Source organism: Enterobacter sp. 120016, from assembly GCF_018383635.1.
Classification (GTDB): domain Bacteria; phylum Pseudomonadota; class Gammaproteobacteria; order Enterobacterales; family Enterobacteriaceae; genus Enterobacter; species Enterobacter asburiae_D.
The window spans coordinates 1-16,568 of the sequence record NZ_JAHAWC010000012.1; the positions used below are offsets into that span (position 1 = coordinate 1).

Here is a 16,568-nt window from a genome sequence, read left to right on the forward strand (position 1 = left end):
CAGATTGTCTGATAAATTGTTAAAGAGCAGTGCAACGCGGCTTTCGCTCACCGTTGCGAGGTGGCGTATATTACGCTTTCCTCTTTCAGAGTCAACCCGTTATTTCAGGATTTTTTCTCTTCAACCGAACCGCTTGTTGTGTGAAGTGATTCACATCTGCCGTGTCGATGGAGGCGCATTATAGGGAGTTCTCAGCAGGCCGCAACCGCTAAATGACAGAAAAATGACTGACTGCTGCATTCCACAGCAAAACCCCGCCTTATACCCTTTTATGCACAAAGTTATCCACAATCCTGAGCGGATCGCGATGCGATCCTACGAATTGAGCGGGAAGATCAACTATACTAGCGGCAAATACTCTCCTCTGTGCAGGCCCATCCTCATGACCACACAACGCCTCGCCCGTGACTGGCGCCTCCCTACCGCAGGGGTGATGCTGCTGGCAATCCTCTTTGCCGGTTTTACCCTGCATGCGCACTGGAACGCTTTTATCCAGTGGTGTCTCGCCACACAAATTACGCTGCACCGTTATCTGGTGATGTATCTGCTGCAGCTTAATAACCACCAGTACAGCGGCGGATTATGGCTGTTAACGGGGGCTTTCCTTTATGGTGTCCTTCACGCCATCGGACCCGGGCACGGAAAATTCATTGTAACGACCTATCTGACCACCAATAAGGAAAGCGAGCTGGCCGCCCGGGTCGTCCCCTTCCTGGGTAGCCTGATGCAGGGCGTGAGCGCTATTCTGTTTGTCTTTATTCTGGCGGTGGGGTTTAACCTCGCCTCAGGGGATATCAGTACCAGCCGCTGGTACGTGGAGAAGATAAGCGCAGTGCTTATTGGCGCATTTGGCGCGTTTGTTATTTACCAGGCGCTGAAGAGCCTGCGTCCACACAGGTTAACGATCTCAGCCATCAAGCCGCTTCATCAGCACGATGAACACTGTGGCTGCGGTCATCATGGCGTGGGGACCAACCTGACACAAGGCGACTGGAAAACGCGCCTGGGCGTCATTCTGGCGATTGGCGCACGCCCGTGCAGCGGGGCGATCATGATTCTGATGTTTTCGAACGCGCTGGGCATTGTCACCTGGGGGGTGGCCGCAGTCATGACCATGTCTTTGGGAACCGCGCTCTCTATCGTGGGGCTTTCACTGGCAGTACGCTACGCCCGCGAGCGCACGGTGAGCTGGTTCGGAGAAAGCGCCTCATTGAGATGGCTCGTACCGTCAGTCAAAATAGCCGGAGGGATAGTCCTGATCCTGTTCGCGACGGTGCTGTTCCTGACGGTGATCCCCGTCAGCGCCAATGGCGACTACATCGCTGCTGGATGCTAATAAAAGAAAACCCGCCGTTGGCGGGTTTCTTTATTACTCGTTGATGCGTGGATGCTGGTCCACCAGTCGGGAGCGTTTTTTCTGCAGCTCTTCAATCTCTGCGTCAATATCCTCAATCTTCTGCTCTACGTTATCGTAGTGCTCACGCAGGATCTCTTTCGCTTCCTGGATATCAGACGCCGCAGGCGTTGCACCTTTCAGAGGGCGATTCGCCGTCTCCTTCATGGTAATACCGGTAATCAAACCAATCACCGCGATCACCATCAGGTAATAAGCCGGCATCATCAGGTTCTGCGTACTCTCTACCAGCGAGGCGGCAAGCGTCGGGGTCAGACCGGCAATCAGCACCGAGATGTTAAAGGCCGCGGCCAGCGCGCTGTAGCGAATGTGGGTCGGGAACATCGCAGGCAACGTTGAGGCCATCACCCCGATAAAGCAGTTAAGGATCACCGCCAGCATCAGCAGACCGGCAAAAATCAGCCCCAGCACATCACTGTTAATCAGTATGAATGCCGGAATGGCCAGAGCAAACAGCGCGACGCTTCCCAGGATAATGAACGGTCGACGGCCAAAACGGTCACTCAACAGGCCCATAATCGGCTGCACAAACAGCATACCGACCATGATGGCGATAATAATCAGCACACCGTGATCTTCCGAGTAGTGCAGGTTATGCGACAGATAGCTCGGCATGTAGGTCAACAGCATGTAGTAGGTCACGTTGGTCGAAATCACCAGGCCAATACAGGTCAGCAGGCTGCGCCAGTGCTTAGTGGCAATCTCTTTGAACGACACCTTCGGACCATCCTGCAGCCCTTCGCGGTCACCCTGTTCCAGTTTTTCGACGTGCTGCTGGAACGCGGGCGTCTCCTCAAGCGCATGACGCAGGTAGAGACCAATAATCCCCAGCGGCAGTGCCAGGAAGAACGGGATACGCCAGCCCCAGTCGAGGAAGTTATCTTCGCCCACCACGGTTGAAATCAGCACCACTACGCCCGCGCCCATAACAAACCCGGCAATCGAGCCAAAGTCCAGCCAGCTCCCCATAAAACCGCGCTTACGGTCCGGGGAATACTCGGCAACAAAGATCGAGGCGCCGGTATATTCACCGCCGACGGAGAAGCCCTGCGCCATCTTACAAATCAGCAGCAGAATGGGTGCCCAAATGCCGATGGTGGCGTAGGACGGTATAAGGCCGATACAGAATGTACTGATCGACATAATGACGATGGTGATGGCAAGGATTTTCTGACGACCATACTTATCGCCGAGCATACCGAAGAACAGACCGCCCAGCGGGCGAATCAGGAAGGGAACGGAGAACGTACCCAGTGCGGCAATCATCTGCAGGCTGGGATCGGCCCCGGGGAAAAACACTTTACCTAACGCATAGGCTACAAAGCCGTAGACACCAAAATCGAACCATTCCATCGCATTACCGAGCGAGGCTGCGGTAATGGCTTTACGCAGCTTTGCGTCATCAATAATGGTGACGTCGCGAAGCGTGATGGGTTTAATCTTTTTCCTTCTTAGCATAGCTATCCTCGTTGACTCGGCCCTGTCTGTTTCACAGTCCAGTTTGCGTTCTGTGAACCATGGGATCCGCTCCATGCGAATCGCCTTATTCAAGCGTAGCAGGTTTACTTACATTGACGTTTTACGTCGATACAACCGAACCTGTTGACGCCTGCCTGGGCAGTTAATGACCTTTTTACCCTACCAGCGTTTATATTTGTGATCAACTTCACACATATTTTCGCGTCCGGTCAGCTCAGGCAAATTTTTGTCAAGGAGTGCCAATAAGCACTTCATTAACCTGCCTAAAGATTATCCTCACGCACGTCATTATTTCTTTCCTAACAGAAAAACAAACCACGTTAATTCACATCAGCTTTACATAAATTTTCATCAACAGGATCCGGCCTCAAGTTTTACATTGAATATGTGACAAGGATAACTAAAACGGTGTTTTATTTTCATTGAATCACTATTCCAATGATCGCATGATAAATCCGAATTCAGCGTTTAAGGTGTTTCTGAATCAGTTTAATCGGAAGTACACATTTAATTATGCTACAGGGTCATCGAAAAAAACCCGCAAGCAAAAAGAGCAATTTATTGAATTTATTGACTAATTTTTAACACCTATCACCCGTCCTGCGGGACCCGATGTGAGGTTTGTCCATGAAGATTAAAGCCACGATAGAACGCATACCTGGCGGTATGATGCTGGTTCCGCTGGTACTGGGCGCGATCCTGAATACCCTTGCTCCTGATACCGGAGCTTATTTTGGCGGTTTCACAAAAGGCATGATAACAGGCACGGTTCCCATTCTTGCCGTCTGGTTTTTTTGTATCGGCGCATCCATTAATTTGCGGGCAACGGGTACTGTAATACGCAAATCCGGCACGCTGGTGATAACCAAAATAGCCGTAGCCTGGGCGGTAGCAATGATATGCGCGATGTTCATTCCAGAGGATGGTATTCAGACCGGGTTCTTCGCGGGTTTATCAGTCCTGGCGATTGTCTCGGCGATGGATATGACCAACGGCGGATTGTACGCCAGCCTGATGAACCAGTACGGGACGAAAGAAGAGTCCGGCGCATTTGTGTTGATGTCTCTGGAGTCCGGCCCGCTGATGACGATGCTGATCCTGGGGTCTGCTGGCCTGGCCTCGTTTGAACCCCACCACTTTGTCGGCGCGATCCTGCCCTTCCTGATCGGTTTCGCCCTTGGCAATCTCGATCACGATCTGCGTGATTTCTTTAGCAAAGCCACGCCGGTGCTGATCCCGTTCTTCGGTTTCGCACTGGGGAACACCATCAACCTGAAAGTCATTCTCGATACCGGCCTGCTGGGGATTGTGCTGGGTGTCGCCGTGATCGTCATCACCGGTATTCCGCTGATTATTGCCGACCGTGTAATCGGAGGAGGAAACGGCACGGCCGGCGTCGCCGCCTCTTCAGCCGCGGGTGCTGCTGTCGCAAACCCGGTGATTATTGCCCAAATTAACCCGGCCTTCGAACCGGTGGCCGCTTCAGCGACGGCGCTGGTTGCCGCAAGCGTGATTGTCACCGCGATTCTGGTCCCCATCATCACGGCGCTGTATGCGAAACGCTACGGGAATATGCCAGTGACCCAGCCTGAGCCGAAACCAATAGAAATGAATCATTAACACACCGCACCAAACCATACCCTCTTCCCCGCGGGGAGAGGGTATGGGTGCGGAGTTTACCCAAAAATCTCTTCTACCATCGCGTCCACCAGCCGTTTTGCCGAACAGAGCCTTGGCATACCCAGCGCGACGGTCTGCCAGTTTTGCGTGACTGACCAGCTCACCGGATGTTGATCCGCCTGACACCAGTCCCCCAGCCACCCCAGCATGTCTTTATGATCGATTAAACCCGGAGAGGCAGGCGTTGTCAGCCACTGGTGATAGAAATGGCGGGTCGTGGGGGATGCATTGATGCCCTGCGCCAGATAGTTAGCCGCCATGCTGCGCAGGTTATCCTTAAGCATTGCCGCTACATCTTCATTCGCGAGGCGGCATGCATCACCAAATGCCCCCCAGCGCAGCTCTTCCAGCACGATAAAACAGCGCCCGGCCAGCGACCAGCCGTCATAATGCCCGGCCCGCCAGCGGGTAAAAATCTGCTCGCTGTGCTCGCCCGCCTGCACCGTGAGCCCGCGCTGGGTCAGCGCCTTTTCTTTATATGCTGCACGCTGGGTAAAATGAGAGGCGAGTTCAGCGTACTGCTGCATCAGACCCGGGGATTGCGGGGCGCGCGGGTTCGTCTGCTGGCGCAAAGCAATCAGCTTCTCTGCCATCAGCGTCAGCGCCAGATGACCCGGATCCAGCATGCCGGCCAGTTTTTCCGCCAGCCCCAGGCGCAGCGCTGCATTTTCATTGAGCATACCCGCCATCGCCCAGGGGCGTAGCCGGGTATGCGTCATGATTTCCTGAGTCAAACGCTCGCGAAACTGAAGCTGTTGTGGTCCCAGATGAGAATGACGCGCCGCGTCTCCCCCCTGCACCAGATCGACCATAAATTTTGGATTAATACACTCCAGCGTTCGCCCGGGGCCGTCCAGTAGTGGTGTTGTCATGGTTGCTCTGCCGCGAATAGAGTTTGAATATCATCGCGTAACAGTCGGGTATCTTCCTGTATCCACGTCGCAGTAGTGATACTTTGCTTCAACAGCTGGCAGAGCGCTCGGGTTGAATGCTCATTCTGTTGACGCACTGCGAGGCTATCACGCAAGCTTTCCTGTAACCCGGTCAGGCACAACGAAAATTCTGCAAAGAACGTTGCCATTCCTGCCGTAACAGAGACATCGACCTGCGCGGACAAAGCTTTACGTATTTGTTCACAAAACTGTTCAATATGTTGCTTAAATTTGTCATGTAGCTGCGCAATGTCGATAACATAGCGCGTGCGCGTTTCCACATACTCATCCCAGCCCCAGCCCGGATTATTGAGCCAGCGAGAGACCGTCTCTCGCATGCTGCCCCCACCCGATGGCGGGCCTGCCTGGCTGTCATCCTGCGCAATCGCATCGTTAAACAGCGCCCGCGTATTGAAGTTAAGCTGGCTCGCCTGAAACGCCGGGAAACTGATTCGCGCCCGAAAACCCGCATGGCTCAGATGCTCTTTAATACGCGTTTCGATGGGACGCATGGCCTCGTTCAGGGAGCGCGCCAGCGTAGACTCAAGCTGGTCGAAGCGTAACGCCAGCTCCCGGCAAATCTTCGTCTGCGCATCCAGCATCACCAGCTCGCAGGAGGAGCGGATTTTACTCAGCGCAATCTGCGCCTGCCCTTCGTCGTCCAGAACCAGCTGCTTCAGCTCGTCACCGTGAGGGGTCTGCCGAGCGATGCCTGCCAAATCACGAATATGCTGAGCGCTGAACACCTCGCCAATCGCCTGGTTAAGCGCGGTTTTTTGGGTTCCCATAAAGTCCGCAGTGGCGTTCAGCGCCTCCTCAACTTCATGTTTCACCTCATCGCTCACCACGCTCTGGCGCGTCTGCAGAAGCGCCATGTCCTCTTCCAGACGTGCGATATTCATTTCCAGCGCCTCAAAGGCAACCGTCAGACCCTGATAGCGGAAGTCGAGGTACTCCCGGGCATTTTGTGCGTAATTAAGGAGCTTATGCGAGGCCGAACGCAGCGCGTATAGCGAGGCGTTGGCATAGGCGGCGTAAATCAATTTGCGTATGGGTTGTTCAAAGAGCGAATCTTCCCAGAGCAAATCGGCAGAATGACGAACATGCTCGATATCGTCCAGGTCCGCCGTACGCCAGCGCCGCCCAAGCGCCGCTTCGGCAAAATCCTGCACCCAGGGTTGCTCCTGATGATCCGGCAGCTGTCCGTGGGTACTCATCTCGTAGCGAGCGCGGTTCGCCAGATACGCCCACATGGAGGAAACGGGGTAGATCTGGCCAGGCGAAATATTGCCTTTCATTAAGGTGCCGGAGATCATCGCCCGGATCTGCTCTTCATCATCGCTATTGCGATCTTTCTGATCGAACTTATTGACCAGCGCATACAGCGGCACGGATTTTCCCGCCGCGGAGATGGCCTGGCGGACTTCTTCATCAGAGATGGATTTAAGCTGGGTATAATCCATCACGGCCAGCACCGCCGACGCGCGGGACAACTGTTCGTTGAGCATTTTTTGCAGATGCGGCTGTCCGGCCTCATTCGGCCCGGGCGTATCGAGCAGCGTCAGCTGTCCGAGGTGAGCATCCAGACCCGCAAGATGCACGAACTCCACTTCAATCACCGGAATATGTTCGATGGCGGCATATTCAGAGAAGGGAAACTCCACGCCTAACGCCAGGGAAAGTCTCACCAGGTCGTTGAGGCTTTTCAGACAATGAAATATCGGCTGCGCGCCCAGGTGATGCTTCTCAAAAGCTTCTCCTTTTTCAATGCGCTCCAGCAGCGTATTCATGTCTTTATCAATTTCCAGATGCTGTGCCAGCTTTCCGCGATCGTAATCGCATAGCTTTTTCTGAAGCAGTTGAATCAATTCATCAATCGGCGAGGCATGTGAGAAATGCAGCACCGGATCCTTCTGACCCGGCGTATGGCGAATCAGGGTAGGTAGCGCCGTCATCGGACGATTGCGGTTCGGCAACACTTCGGTACCCACAATCGCATTAATGGTGGTCGATTTCCCCGCTTTCATGGTGCCAACAATAGCGAGGACCATTTCCAGCCGGGTTATTTTCCGTAATTCATTATTCAGCATCGCCTGCTGCGCTTCGACACCGCGCGCACTAAAATGCAAAGGTAAAACGTTGTTCTTTTCACCCGTAATGGCAGCCGCTGTGCTCTCCAGCATCGCAGTCGGCATTGATTTCAACGTATCAAGATTTTGCAGGGCGAGCTGTAACAAACGCTCAGCTTCCTGGCTTAATTCAAAAATGGTCTGTGTGTGCATGATAAAAGCCTTTCCTTAACGCAAATTTATTACTTTTATTAAGCCACTGGTATTAATTATGTTGTTCAGGCTTATATGATCACGTGTGGAAAACATGTTCGCCGAAATATAACCGATTGATGATAATCAGAAATAATTCGCTATCCTTGCATGGCGTGTATAGCTCCCCTCCTGGCCTGACGGCCAAAAGAAAAAAGCGTAGCCCAATTTTAAGAAACTTCAGGATATATCATCATTATTTACCCACCTAAAAAGAGAGGTAATACGCCCCTGCCAAAAGATATGGATGGCAGCGAAGTCAGGAGATAAATAACAATGTGTCGCTTCACCTTATCCGAAATGGCGGAGCGTAGCAATTTGCCGCAATAAAATATTCGATATATTTAGCACCCATTCTTTCCACCGTGTTAATGACGTAAGCATCGCTTAACTGACTGACAGGAAGTGTCACTCCCGATACGCTTTTTGCATTTTTTTAATTCACAATATCACCGACAACCGTGTGGATTTGCGCTATACTTGCCGCCTTTTTCGGCACGCTGCCGTCATTTAGCTGGCACTTTCCAGCGCGTTTACACTTTTTTGAGGATACCGATATGTCACTCCCACATTGCCCAAAATGCAATTCTGAATACACCTATGAAGATAATGGCATGTTCATCTGCCCGGAATGCGCTCACGAATGGAATGATGCCGAACCATCACACGATGCTGATGCACTTGTCGTAAAAGATGCGAACGGCAATTTGCTGGCGGACGGCGACAGCGTAACCGTGGTTAAAGACCTGAAAGTGAAAGGCAGTTCTTCCATGCTGAAAATTGGCACCAAAGTGAAGAATATCCGTCTGGTTGAAGGCGATCATAATATCGACTGCAAAATTGACGGCTTCGGTCCGATGAAGCTGAAATCCGAGTTCGTGAAAAAGAACTGATTTACCCGCCCGGTGGCGCTTCGCTTACCGGGTTTTCGGGAACTACACTTAACGGGCTTTTCTTACGTGAGGTAAAGATTATGCCGTTAAGTCCCTACATCTCTTTCGCCGGCAACTGTGCAGAAGCCACTTCTTTCTACCAGCAAGCCGTCGGCGCAGAACTCCTCTATAAAATCACCTTCGGCGAAATGCCAAAAAGCGATAACAGCGATGAAGGCTGTCCGTCCGGTATGCAATTTCCGGATTCGGCTATCGCTCACTCCAACGTTCGCATTGCGGGCAGCGATATCATGATGAGCGACGGGATGCCGCCGGGCAGCAACGCGCAGTACGCGGGTTTCACGCTGGTACTCGATACCCAGGACGTTAATGAAGGCAAGCGCTGGTTCGACAACCTCGCCGCGGGCGGGAATATCGAAATGGCCTGGCAGGAAACCTTCTGGGCGCACGGTTTCGGTAAAGTCACCGATAAATACGGCGTGCCGTGGATGATTAACGTCGTTAAGCAGCAGCACTAATCTTCTGGCGGAGGGCCGTCTGCCTCCGCCTGTCATCAAACTCCGCTCAACTCTTCAAACTCCCGCAACCCAGACTTAACCCAAATGTCACATTGATGCGCCAGCATGAGGCCACATTTATCGTGAGGCCCAGCACATGCAAACCGTCATCCGCGTCGAGAAACTGAGCAAGACCTTCAATCACAATAAGGCTCTGCATGCCGTTGATCTGACCGTCCAGCAGGGCGAAATGGTGGCGCTGCTGGGGCCATCCGGTTCAGGTAAATCCACCCTTCTGCGTCATTTAAGCGGCCTTATCACCTGCGATAAAACGCCGGAAAGCCACGTCGAGCTGCTGGGCAATACCGTGCAGCGCGCGGGGCGTCTCGCCAGCGATATCCGCAAGAGCCGCGCCCAGACGGGCTACATCTTCCAGCAGTTCAACCTGGTGAACCGCCTGACGGTGCTGGAGAACGTGCTGATTGGCGCGCTCGGCAGCACGCCGTTCTGGCGCACCTGTCTGCGCTGGTTCTCCCCTTCCCAGAAGCAGGAAGCCTTACAGGCGCTGACCCGCGTCGGCATGGCGCATTTCGCCCACCAGCGCGTCTCCACCCTGTCCGGTGGACAACAGCAGCGCGTCGCCATTGCCCGCGCCCTGATGCAAAAAGCGCAAATCATTCTCGCTGACGAACCCATTGCCTCGCTGGACCCGGAGTCCGCACGCATCGTGATGGAGACCCTGCGCGACATTAACCAAAACGACGGCATCACCGTGGTGGTCACGCTGCATCAGGTGGATTACGCCCTGCGCTACTGCGAACGCATTGTCGCCCTGCGTCAGGGACACGTGTTCTTTGATGGCGCGAGCCATCAGTTTGATAACGAACGTTTTGACCATCTCTACCGCAGCATTAACCGCGTCGAAGAGAACGCGCAGGCTGCTTAATTAAACCCGATCCGAGGAAAGTACATGAGCTACAAAGCCGTTGCCGCGCTGGCCTTTACCAGCATGTTCAGCATCAGCACCCTGTTAAGCCCAGCGTATGCGGAAGAGCAGGAAAAAGCGCTGAACTTCGGCATTATTTCGACGGAATCACAGCAGAACCTGAAGCCTCAGTGGGAACCGTTCCTGAAAGATATGGAAACCAAGCTGGGGATCAAAGTGAACGCCTTCTTCGCCCCGGACTACGCGGGCATCATCCAGGGGATGCGCTTTAATAAAGTGGACATCGCCTGGTACGGCAACCTCTCCGCCATGGAAGCGGTGGACCGCGCGAACGGCCAGGTGTTTGCCCAGACCGTCGCGGCAGATGGCTCCCCGGGCTACTGGAGCGTGCTGATCGTGAACAAAGACAGCCCGATCAACAACCTCAACGACATGCTCGCCAAACGCAAAGAGCTGACCTTCGGCAACGGCGACCCGAACTCCACCTCCGGTTACCTTGTCCCCGGCTACTACGTCTTCGCCAAAAACAACACCTCCGCCAGCGACTTCAAACGCACGGTGAACGCCAGCCACGAAACCAACGCCCTGGCCGTGGCCAACAAGCAGGTGGACGTTGCCACCAACAACACCGAGAACCTCGACAAGCTGAAAACCTCCGCGCCGGACAAGCTGAAAGAGATCAAGGTTATCTGGAAATCGCCGCTGATCCCGGGCGACCCGATCGTGTGGCGTAAAAACCTGTCTGAAAGCACCAAGGACAAGGTGTACGACTTCTTTATGACCTATGGCAAAACGCCGGAAGAGAAAGCGGTCCTGGAGCGTCTGGGCTGGGCACCGTTCCGCCCGTCAAGCGACCTGCAGCTGGTCCCGATTCGTCAGCTGGCGCTGTTTAAAGAGATGCAGGGCGTGAAGGACAACAAAGGGCTGAAGGACGAGGAGAAGACCAGCAAAGTGGCCACCATTCAGGCACAACTGGAAGACCTCGACCGCCTGACCGCCGCGCTCGGTGCAATGACCAGCGTGAATAAAGCGGTGCAGTAACTCAAGTCCCCTCTCCCTTGAGGGAGAGGGTTAGGGTGAGGGGGAAATGCGCACGCTGATGCCCTCACCCCGGCCCTCTCCCACAGGGAGAGGGAGAACAGATTAAGGAGCCAACATGCAAACCATCACCCTCCCACCGCCGAAGCGCAGCTGGTTCTCACTCATAAGCTGGGCCATCCTGCTGGCGGTGCTGTTTATCTCCTGGAAGGGCGCGGAAATGGATCCGCTGCTGCTCTTCAAAGACGCTGGCAACATGGCGACCTTCGCCGCCGACTTCTTCCCGCCGGACTTCAGCCAGTGGCAGGACTATCTCAGCGAAATGGCGGTCACCCTGCAAATCGCCGTCTGGGGCACCGCCCTTGCCGTCGTTCTCTCCATTCCATTTGGCCTGATGAGCGCCGAAAACATCGTGCCATGGTGGGTGTATCAGCCGATGCGTCGCCTGATGGACGCCTGCCGCGCCATCAACGAGATGGTCTTTGCGATGCTGTTCGTGGTCGCCGTCGGCCTGGGTCCGTTTGCCGGCGTGATGGCGCTGTTCATCCACACCACCGGCGTGCTTTCCAAGCTGCTCTCCGAAGCGGTCGAAGCCATCGAGCCCGGCCCGGTGGAAGGCATCCGCGCCACGGGTGCCAACAAAATCGAAGAGATCCTTTACGGCGTCCTGCCGCAGGTGATGCCGCTGCTGATCTCCTACTCCCTGTACCGCTTTGAGTCCAACGTCCGCTCCGCCACCGTGGTCGGCATGGTGGGCGCAGGCGGGATTGGCGTCACCCTGTGGGAAGCGATTCGCGGTTTCCAGTTCCAGCAAACCTGCGCCCTGATGGTGCTCATCATCGTTACCGTTAGCCTGCTGGATTTCCTCTCTCAACGTTTGCGTAAGCACTTCATCTGAGAAGCGAGGCTTTGTTTTCTATGCACTTATCCAGACATCCGACCAGTTACCCCACCCGCTGGCAGGAGATAGCGGCAAAGCTCGAAGTGGAGCTGCGCACGCACTACCGCTGCGGGGACTACCTGCCCGCCGAGCAGCAGCTTGCCGACCGCTACGAGGTGAACCGACACACCCTGCGCCGCGCCATTGACCAGCTGGTCGAGCGCGGCTGGGTCCAGCGCCGTCAGGGCGTGGGCGTGCTGGTGCTGATGCGCCCGTTCGACTACCCGCTAAACGCCCAGGCGCGCTTCAGCCAGAACCTGCTGGATCAGGGCAGCCACCCGACCAGCGAAAAGCTGCTCTCGGTATTGCGCCCGGCCTCCAGCCACGTGGCGGACGCGCTGGGGATTCAGGAGGGCGATAACGTCATTCACCTGCGCACCCTGCGCCGGGTTAACGGCGTGCCGGTGTGCCAGATAGACCACTACTTCGCGGACCTCGCCCTCTGGCCCGTGCTCCAGCATTTCTCCAGCGGCTCGCTGCATGACTTTCTTCAGGATGCAACAGGCGTTGCGCTCAAGCGTACCCAGACGCGCATCAGCGCCCGTCGCGCGCAGGCGAAAGAGAGCAAGGTGCTCGAAATTCCCAATATGGCCCCGCTGCTCTGCGTGCGCACCCTCAACCACCGTGACGGCGAGATCAACGCGACGGAATACTCCGTCAGCCTGACCCGCGCCGACATGATCGAATTCACCATGGAGCACTGAATGCACTTCGACACCTCCACCCGACAGCGCTGGATGCGCGTGCTGGCCCACAGCCAGCCTGCCGCGCTTTCTGCCCGCATGAGCGCCCTGAGTCTGGCACCCGATTACGACACCCTCCGCGCCCCGGAAATCGGTCTCGTTCAGATCCAGGCGCGCATGGGCGGCACCGGCGAGCGCTTCTTCGCCGGAGACGCCACCCTCACCCGCGCGGCGATCCGCCTGAACAGCGGCACGCTGGGCTACAGCTACGTGCTGGGGCGCGACAAAGCGCACGCCGAGCGCTGCGCGGTGATCGACGCGCTTTTACAGGAACAACCCTATTTCCAGACGTTAATGGAAACCCTTATTGCCCCGCTGGAAGCCGACCGCGCCGCGCGCATTGCCGCACGTCAGGCCGAAGTGAACGCCAGCCGGGTCGACTTCTTTACGCTCGTTCGCGGAGACAACGCATGACGCTTCAACCTGCTTTTACCCTGGCCGTCCAGGATGCCCAACACAGTTTTCGTCGCCTGCTGAAAGCGATGAGCGAGCCGGGCGTGATCGTCTCGCTGCACCAGCTCTCCCAGGGCTGGCTGCCGCTGAACCTGGCGACCACCAGCGTGCTGCTGACGCTTGCCGATAACGACACTCCGGTGTGGCTCTCGGGCGCGCTGTCGAACGATATCGCCAGCCAGAACCTGCGTTTTCACACCGGCGCCCCGCTGGTCGATCAGCCCCAGCAGGCGGTTTTTGCCGTGGCCGACGAGCAAATCAGCCATGAACAGCTTAACGCCCTGAGCGAAGGCAGCGCCGTCGCCCCGGAGACCAGCGCCACGCTGATCCTGCAGGTCTCCAGCCTGAGCGGCGGCCGCATGCTGCGCCTCACCGGGGCAGGCATCGCCGACGAGCGCATGGTCGCGCCGCAGCTGCCGGAGTGCATCATTCACGAGCTGACCGAACGCCCGCACCCGTTCCCGCTGGGCATTGACCTGATCCTGACCTGCGGCGAACGCCTGCTGGCAATCCCGCGGACCACCCACGTGGAGGTGTGCTGATGTACGTTGCCGTCAAAGGGGGCGAGAAGGCCATCGCCGCCGCCCATGCGCTACAGGCGCACAGACGACGGGGCGATGAACGGCTTCCCGAGCTGAGCGTCGCCCAGATTGAACAGCAGCTAAACCTTGCCGTCGACCGCGTGATGACTGAGGGCGGCATCGCCGACCGCGAGCTGGCGGCGCTGGCCCTGAAGCAGGCCAGCGGCGATAACGTGGAAGCCATCTTCCTGCTGCGCGCCTACCGCACCACGCTTGCCAAACTGGCGGTGAGCGAGCCGGTGAACACGGCGGAGATGCGCCTGGAGCGCCGCATTTCTGCCGTTTATAAAGACATTCCCGGCGGCCAGCTGCTTGGCCCGACCTACGACTACACCCATCGCCTGCTGGATTTTACCCTGCTGGCGAACGGCGAAGCGCCGCAGCTGAGCGCTTCCGACGCCGAACAAGAACCGTCTCCGCACGTCTTCAGCCTGCTGGCGAAGCAGGGTCTGGCGAAGGCGGAGGAAGATTCAGACGCGCAGCCGGATGACATCACCCGCACGCCGCCGGTTTACCCGTGCTCGCGCTCGTCCCGCCTGCAGCAGCTGATGCGCGGCGACGAAGGCTATCTGCTGGCGCTGGCCTACTCCACCCAGCGCGGCTACGGGCGCAACCACCCGTTTGCGGCCGAAATTCGCAGCGGCTACATCGACGTCGAAATCGTGCCGGAAGAGCTGGGTTTTGCGGTGAACGTCGGCGAACTGCTGATGACCGAGTGCGAAATGGTGAACGGATTTATCGCGCCCGAAAATGAAGACCCGCACTTTACCCGCGGCTACGGGCTGGTGTTCGGCCTCGGCGAGCGCAAGGCCATGGCAATGGCGCTGGTTGACCGCGCACTCCAGGCACCGGACTACGGCGAGCACGTTGCAGGCCCGGCGCAGGACGAAGAGTTCGTGCTGGCCCACGCGGATAACGTTGAGGCCGCCGGCTTTGTCTCGCACCTCAAGCTGCCGCACTACGTCGATTTCCAGGCCGAACTGGAACTGCTGAAACGCCTGCAACGGGAGCGCGCCAATGGCTAACTTAAGCGGCTACAACTTTGCCTATCTTGATGAGCAAACCAAACGCATGATCCGCCGCGCGATACTTAAAGCGGTGGCCATTCCGGGCTATCAGGTGCCGTTCGGCGGCCGCGAAATGCCGATGCCCTACGGCTGGGGCACGGGCGGTATTCAGATCACCGCCAGCGTGATCGGCGAGGCGGACGTGCTGAAGGTCATCGACCAGGGCGCGGACGACACCACCAACGCCGTGTCGATCCGCAGCTTCTTCCAGCGCGTCACCGGCGTCACCACCACCGAAAAAACCGAAGACGCGACGCTGATCCAGACCCGTCACCGCATCCCCGAAACCCCGCTGGCTGAAGATCAGATTTTGATTTTCCAGGTGCCGATCCCGGAGCCGCTGCGCTTTATCGAGCCGCGCGAAACGGAAACCCGCACCATGCACGCGCTGGAGGAGTACGGGGTAATGCAGGTGAAGCTGTATGAGGATATCGCCCGCTTCGGCCATATCGCCACCACCTACGCCTACCCGGTGAAGGTCAACGGGCGCTACGTGATGGACCCGTCGCCGATCCCGAAATTCGATAACCCGAAGATGGACATGATGCCCGCCCTGCAGCTGTTCGGCGCCGGGCGCGAAAAGCGCATCTACGCCGTCCCGCCTTACACCCGGGTGGAAAGTCTCGATTTCGACGACCACCCGTTTACGGTGCAGGAGTGGGACGAGCCGTGCGCCATCTGCGGATCCCAACATAGCTATCTGGACGAAGTGGTGCTGGACGACACGGGCAAACGGATGTTTGTCTGCTCCGACACCGATTACTGCCGCCAACAGAGCGAGGCGAACGGCCAATGAAACCGCTGCTTTCGGTTAATCACCTGACCCACCTTTATGCGCCGGGCAAAGGCTTTAGCGACGTGTCGTTCGAGCTGTGGCCGGGCGAGGTGCTGGGGATCGTCGGCGAGTCCGGCTCCGGCAAAACCACCCTGCTGAAGTCCATCTCCGCGCGCCTGACGCCGCAACACGGCGAGATCCTGTATCAGGGACGCTCCCTCTACGGCATAAGCGAGGCCGAGCGCCGCCGCCTGCTGCGCACCGAGTGGGGCGTGGTGCATCAGCACCCGATGGACGGCCTGCGCCGTCAGGTCTCCGCCGGGGGCAACATCGGCGAACGCCTGATGGCCACCGGCGCGCGCCACTACGGCAACATCCGCGCCACTGCCCAGCACTGGCTGGAGGAAGTTGAAATCCCCGCCTCGCGCATCGACGACCTGCCGACAACCTTCTCCGGTGGGATGCAGCAGCGCCTGCAGATTGCCCGCAACCTGGTCACCCATCCGAAGCTGGTGTTTATGGACGAACCCACCGGCGGGCTGGACGTCTCCGTGCAGGCGCGCCTGCTCGACCTGCTGCGCGGTCTGGTGGTGGAGCTGAACCTTGCGGTGGTGATTGTCACCCACGATCTGGGCGTCGCGCGCCTGCTGGCGGACCGTCTGCTGGTGATGAAGCAGGGTCAGGTGGTGGAAAGTGGGCTCACCGACCGGGTGCTCGACGATCCACACCATCCGTACACCCAGCTGCTGGTGTCGTCCGTGTTGCAGAATTGAGGGCGCTGTCGCCGGGTGGCGCTGCGCTTACCCGGC

Annotated in this window: 16 protein-coding genes; 13 read left to right on the top strand and 3 right to left on the bottom strand. The window is 57.1% G+C overall.

Annotated elements, in window-relative coordinates:
* Positions 1–382 precede the first annotated feature (382 nt).
* Positions 383–1,336 (top strand): nickel/cobalt transporter, encoded by a 954-nt coding sequence (locus KIF87_RS16385; RefSeq protein ID WP_213329579.1) that lies wholly within the window; start codon positions 383–385, stop codon positions 1,334–1,336.
* A 33-nt stretch (positions 1,337–1,369) separates the two neighbouring features.
* On the opposite strand, the gene proP is transcribed toward KIF87_RS16385, so the two are convergent.
* Entirely contained in the window at positions 1,370–2,872 is a 1,503-nt protein-coding gene (gene proP, locus KIF87_RS16390; RefSeq protein ID WP_213329581.1) for a glycine betaine/L-proline transporter ProP, read from the bottom strand.
* Between the two features lie 648 nt (positions 2,873–3,520).
* On the opposite strand from proP, the gene kdgT reads away from it, so the two are divergent.
* Positions 3,521–4,513, top strand: coding sequence for a 2-keto-3-deoxygluconate transporter (gene kdgT / locus KIF87_RS16395; protein ID WP_213329584.1), 993 nt, complete (start codon positions 3,521–3,523; stop codon positions 4,511–4,513).
* A gap of 56 nt (positions 4,514–4,569) precedes the next feature.
* On the opposite strand, the gene KIF87_RS16400 is transcribed toward kdgT, so the two are convergent.
* Both KIF87_RS16400 and crfC read right to left on the bottom strand, forming a co-directional pair.
* Entirely contained in the window at positions 4,570–5,445 is an 876-nt protein-coding gene (locus tag KIF87_RS16400; RefSeq protein WP_213329587.1) for a diguanylate cyclase regulator RdcB family protein, read from the bottom strand.
* Positions 5,442–7,787 (bottom strand): clamp-binding protein CrfC, encoded by a 2,346-nt coding sequence (crfC, locus tag KIF87_RS16405; protein WP_213329590.1) that lies wholly within the window; start codon positions 7,785–7,787, stop codon positions 5,442–5,444. The genes KIF87_RS16400 and crfC overlap by 4 nt, the downstream gene beginning before the upstream one ends.
* Positions 7,788–8,383: 596 nt before the next feature.
* Between crfC and KIF87_RS16410 the strand changes: the two genes are divergently transcribed.
* The 11 genes from KIF87_RS16410 (at position 8,384) to phnK (ending at position 16,532) form a co-directional block, all read left to right on the top strand.
* Positions 8,384–8,719 carry a zinc ribbon domain-containing protein YjdM gene (locus KIF87_RS16410; RefSeq protein WP_023334217.1) on the top strand — a complete coding sequence of 112 codons (336 nt, stop codon included), beginning with the start codon at positions 8,384–8,386 and terminating at the stop codon, positions 8,717–8,719.
* Positions 8,720–8,799: 80 nt separating this feature from the next.
* Positions 8,800–9,237, top strand: coding sequence for a VOC family metalloprotein YjdN (gene yjdN, locus KIF87_RS16415; protein WP_029740238.1), 438 nt, complete (start codon positions 8,800–8,802; stop codon positions 9,235–9,237).
* A gap of 136 nt (positions 9,238–9,373) precedes the next feature.
* Positions 9,374–10,162, top strand: a complete 789-nt coding sequence (phnC, locus tag KIF87_RS16420; protein ID WP_023334215.1) for a phosphonate ABC transporter ATP-binding protein — start codon at positions 9,374–9,376, stop codon at positions 10,160–10,162.
* 24 nt (positions 10,163–10,186) lie between these two features.
* The gene (gene phnD / locus KIF87_RS16425; protein ID WP_213329593.1) at positions 10,187–11,203 is read left to right on the top strand and encodes a phosphonate ABC transporter substrate-binding protein; all 1,017 of its coding nucleotides are present in this window, start codon (positions 10,187–10,189) and stop codon (positions 11,201–11,203) included.
* A 115-nt stretch (positions 11,204–11,318) separates the two neighbouring features.
* The gene (gene phnE, locus KIF87_RS16430) at positions 11,319–12,098 is read left to right on the top strand and encodes a phosphonate ABC transporter, permease protein PhnE (protein WP_213329596.1); all 780 of its coding nucleotides are present in this window, start codon (positions 11,319–11,321) and stop codon (positions 12,096–12,098) included.
* Positions 12,099–12,118: 20 nt separating this feature from the next.
* Complete coding sequence (gene phnF / locus KIF87_RS16435) at positions 12,119–12,844, top strand: phosphonate metabolism transcriptional regulator PhnF (RefSeq protein ID WP_213329599.1); 726 nt, start codon at positions 12,119–12,121, stop codon at positions 12,842–12,844.
* Positions 12,845–13,297, top strand: a complete 453-nt coding sequence (gene phnG, locus KIF87_RS16440) for a phosphonate C-P lyase system protein PhnG (protein WP_121426267.1) — start codon at positions 12,845–12,847, stop codon at positions 13,295–13,297.
* Positions 13,294–13,878, top strand: a complete 585-nt coding sequence (gene phnH / locus KIF87_RS16445) for a phosphonate C-P lyase system protein PhnH (protein ID WP_096150964.1) — start codon at positions 13,294–13,296, stop codon at positions 13,876–13,878. Before phnG ends, phnH begins: the two co-directional genes overlap by 4 nt.
* Positions 13,878–14,942 carry a carbon-phosphorus lyase complex subunit gene (locus KIF87_RS16450; RefSeq protein WP_213329602.1) on the top strand — a complete coding sequence of 355 codons (1,065 nt, stop codon included), beginning with the start codon at positions 13,878–13,880 and terminating at the stop codon, positions 14,940–14,942. Before phnH ends, KIF87_RS16450 begins: the two co-directional genes overlap by 1 nt.
* On the top strand, positions 14,935–15,780 hold the full coding sequence (locus KIF87_RS16455; protein WP_063144955.1) for an alpha-D-ribose 1-methylphosphonate 5-phosphate C-P-lyase PhnJ: 846 nt from the start codon (positions 14,935–14,937) through the stop codon (positions 15,778–15,780). Before KIF87_RS16450 ends, KIF87_RS16455 begins: the two co-directional genes overlap by 8 nt.
* Entirely contained in the window at positions 15,777–16,532 is a 756-nt protein-coding gene (phnK, locus tag KIF87_RS16460; RefSeq protein ID WP_213329605.1) for a phosphonate C-P lyase system protein PhnK, read from the top strand. The genes KIF87_RS16455 and phnK overlap by 4 nt, the downstream gene beginning before the upstream one ends.
* The last annotated feature ends 36 nt before the right edge of the window (positions 16,533–16,568 follow it).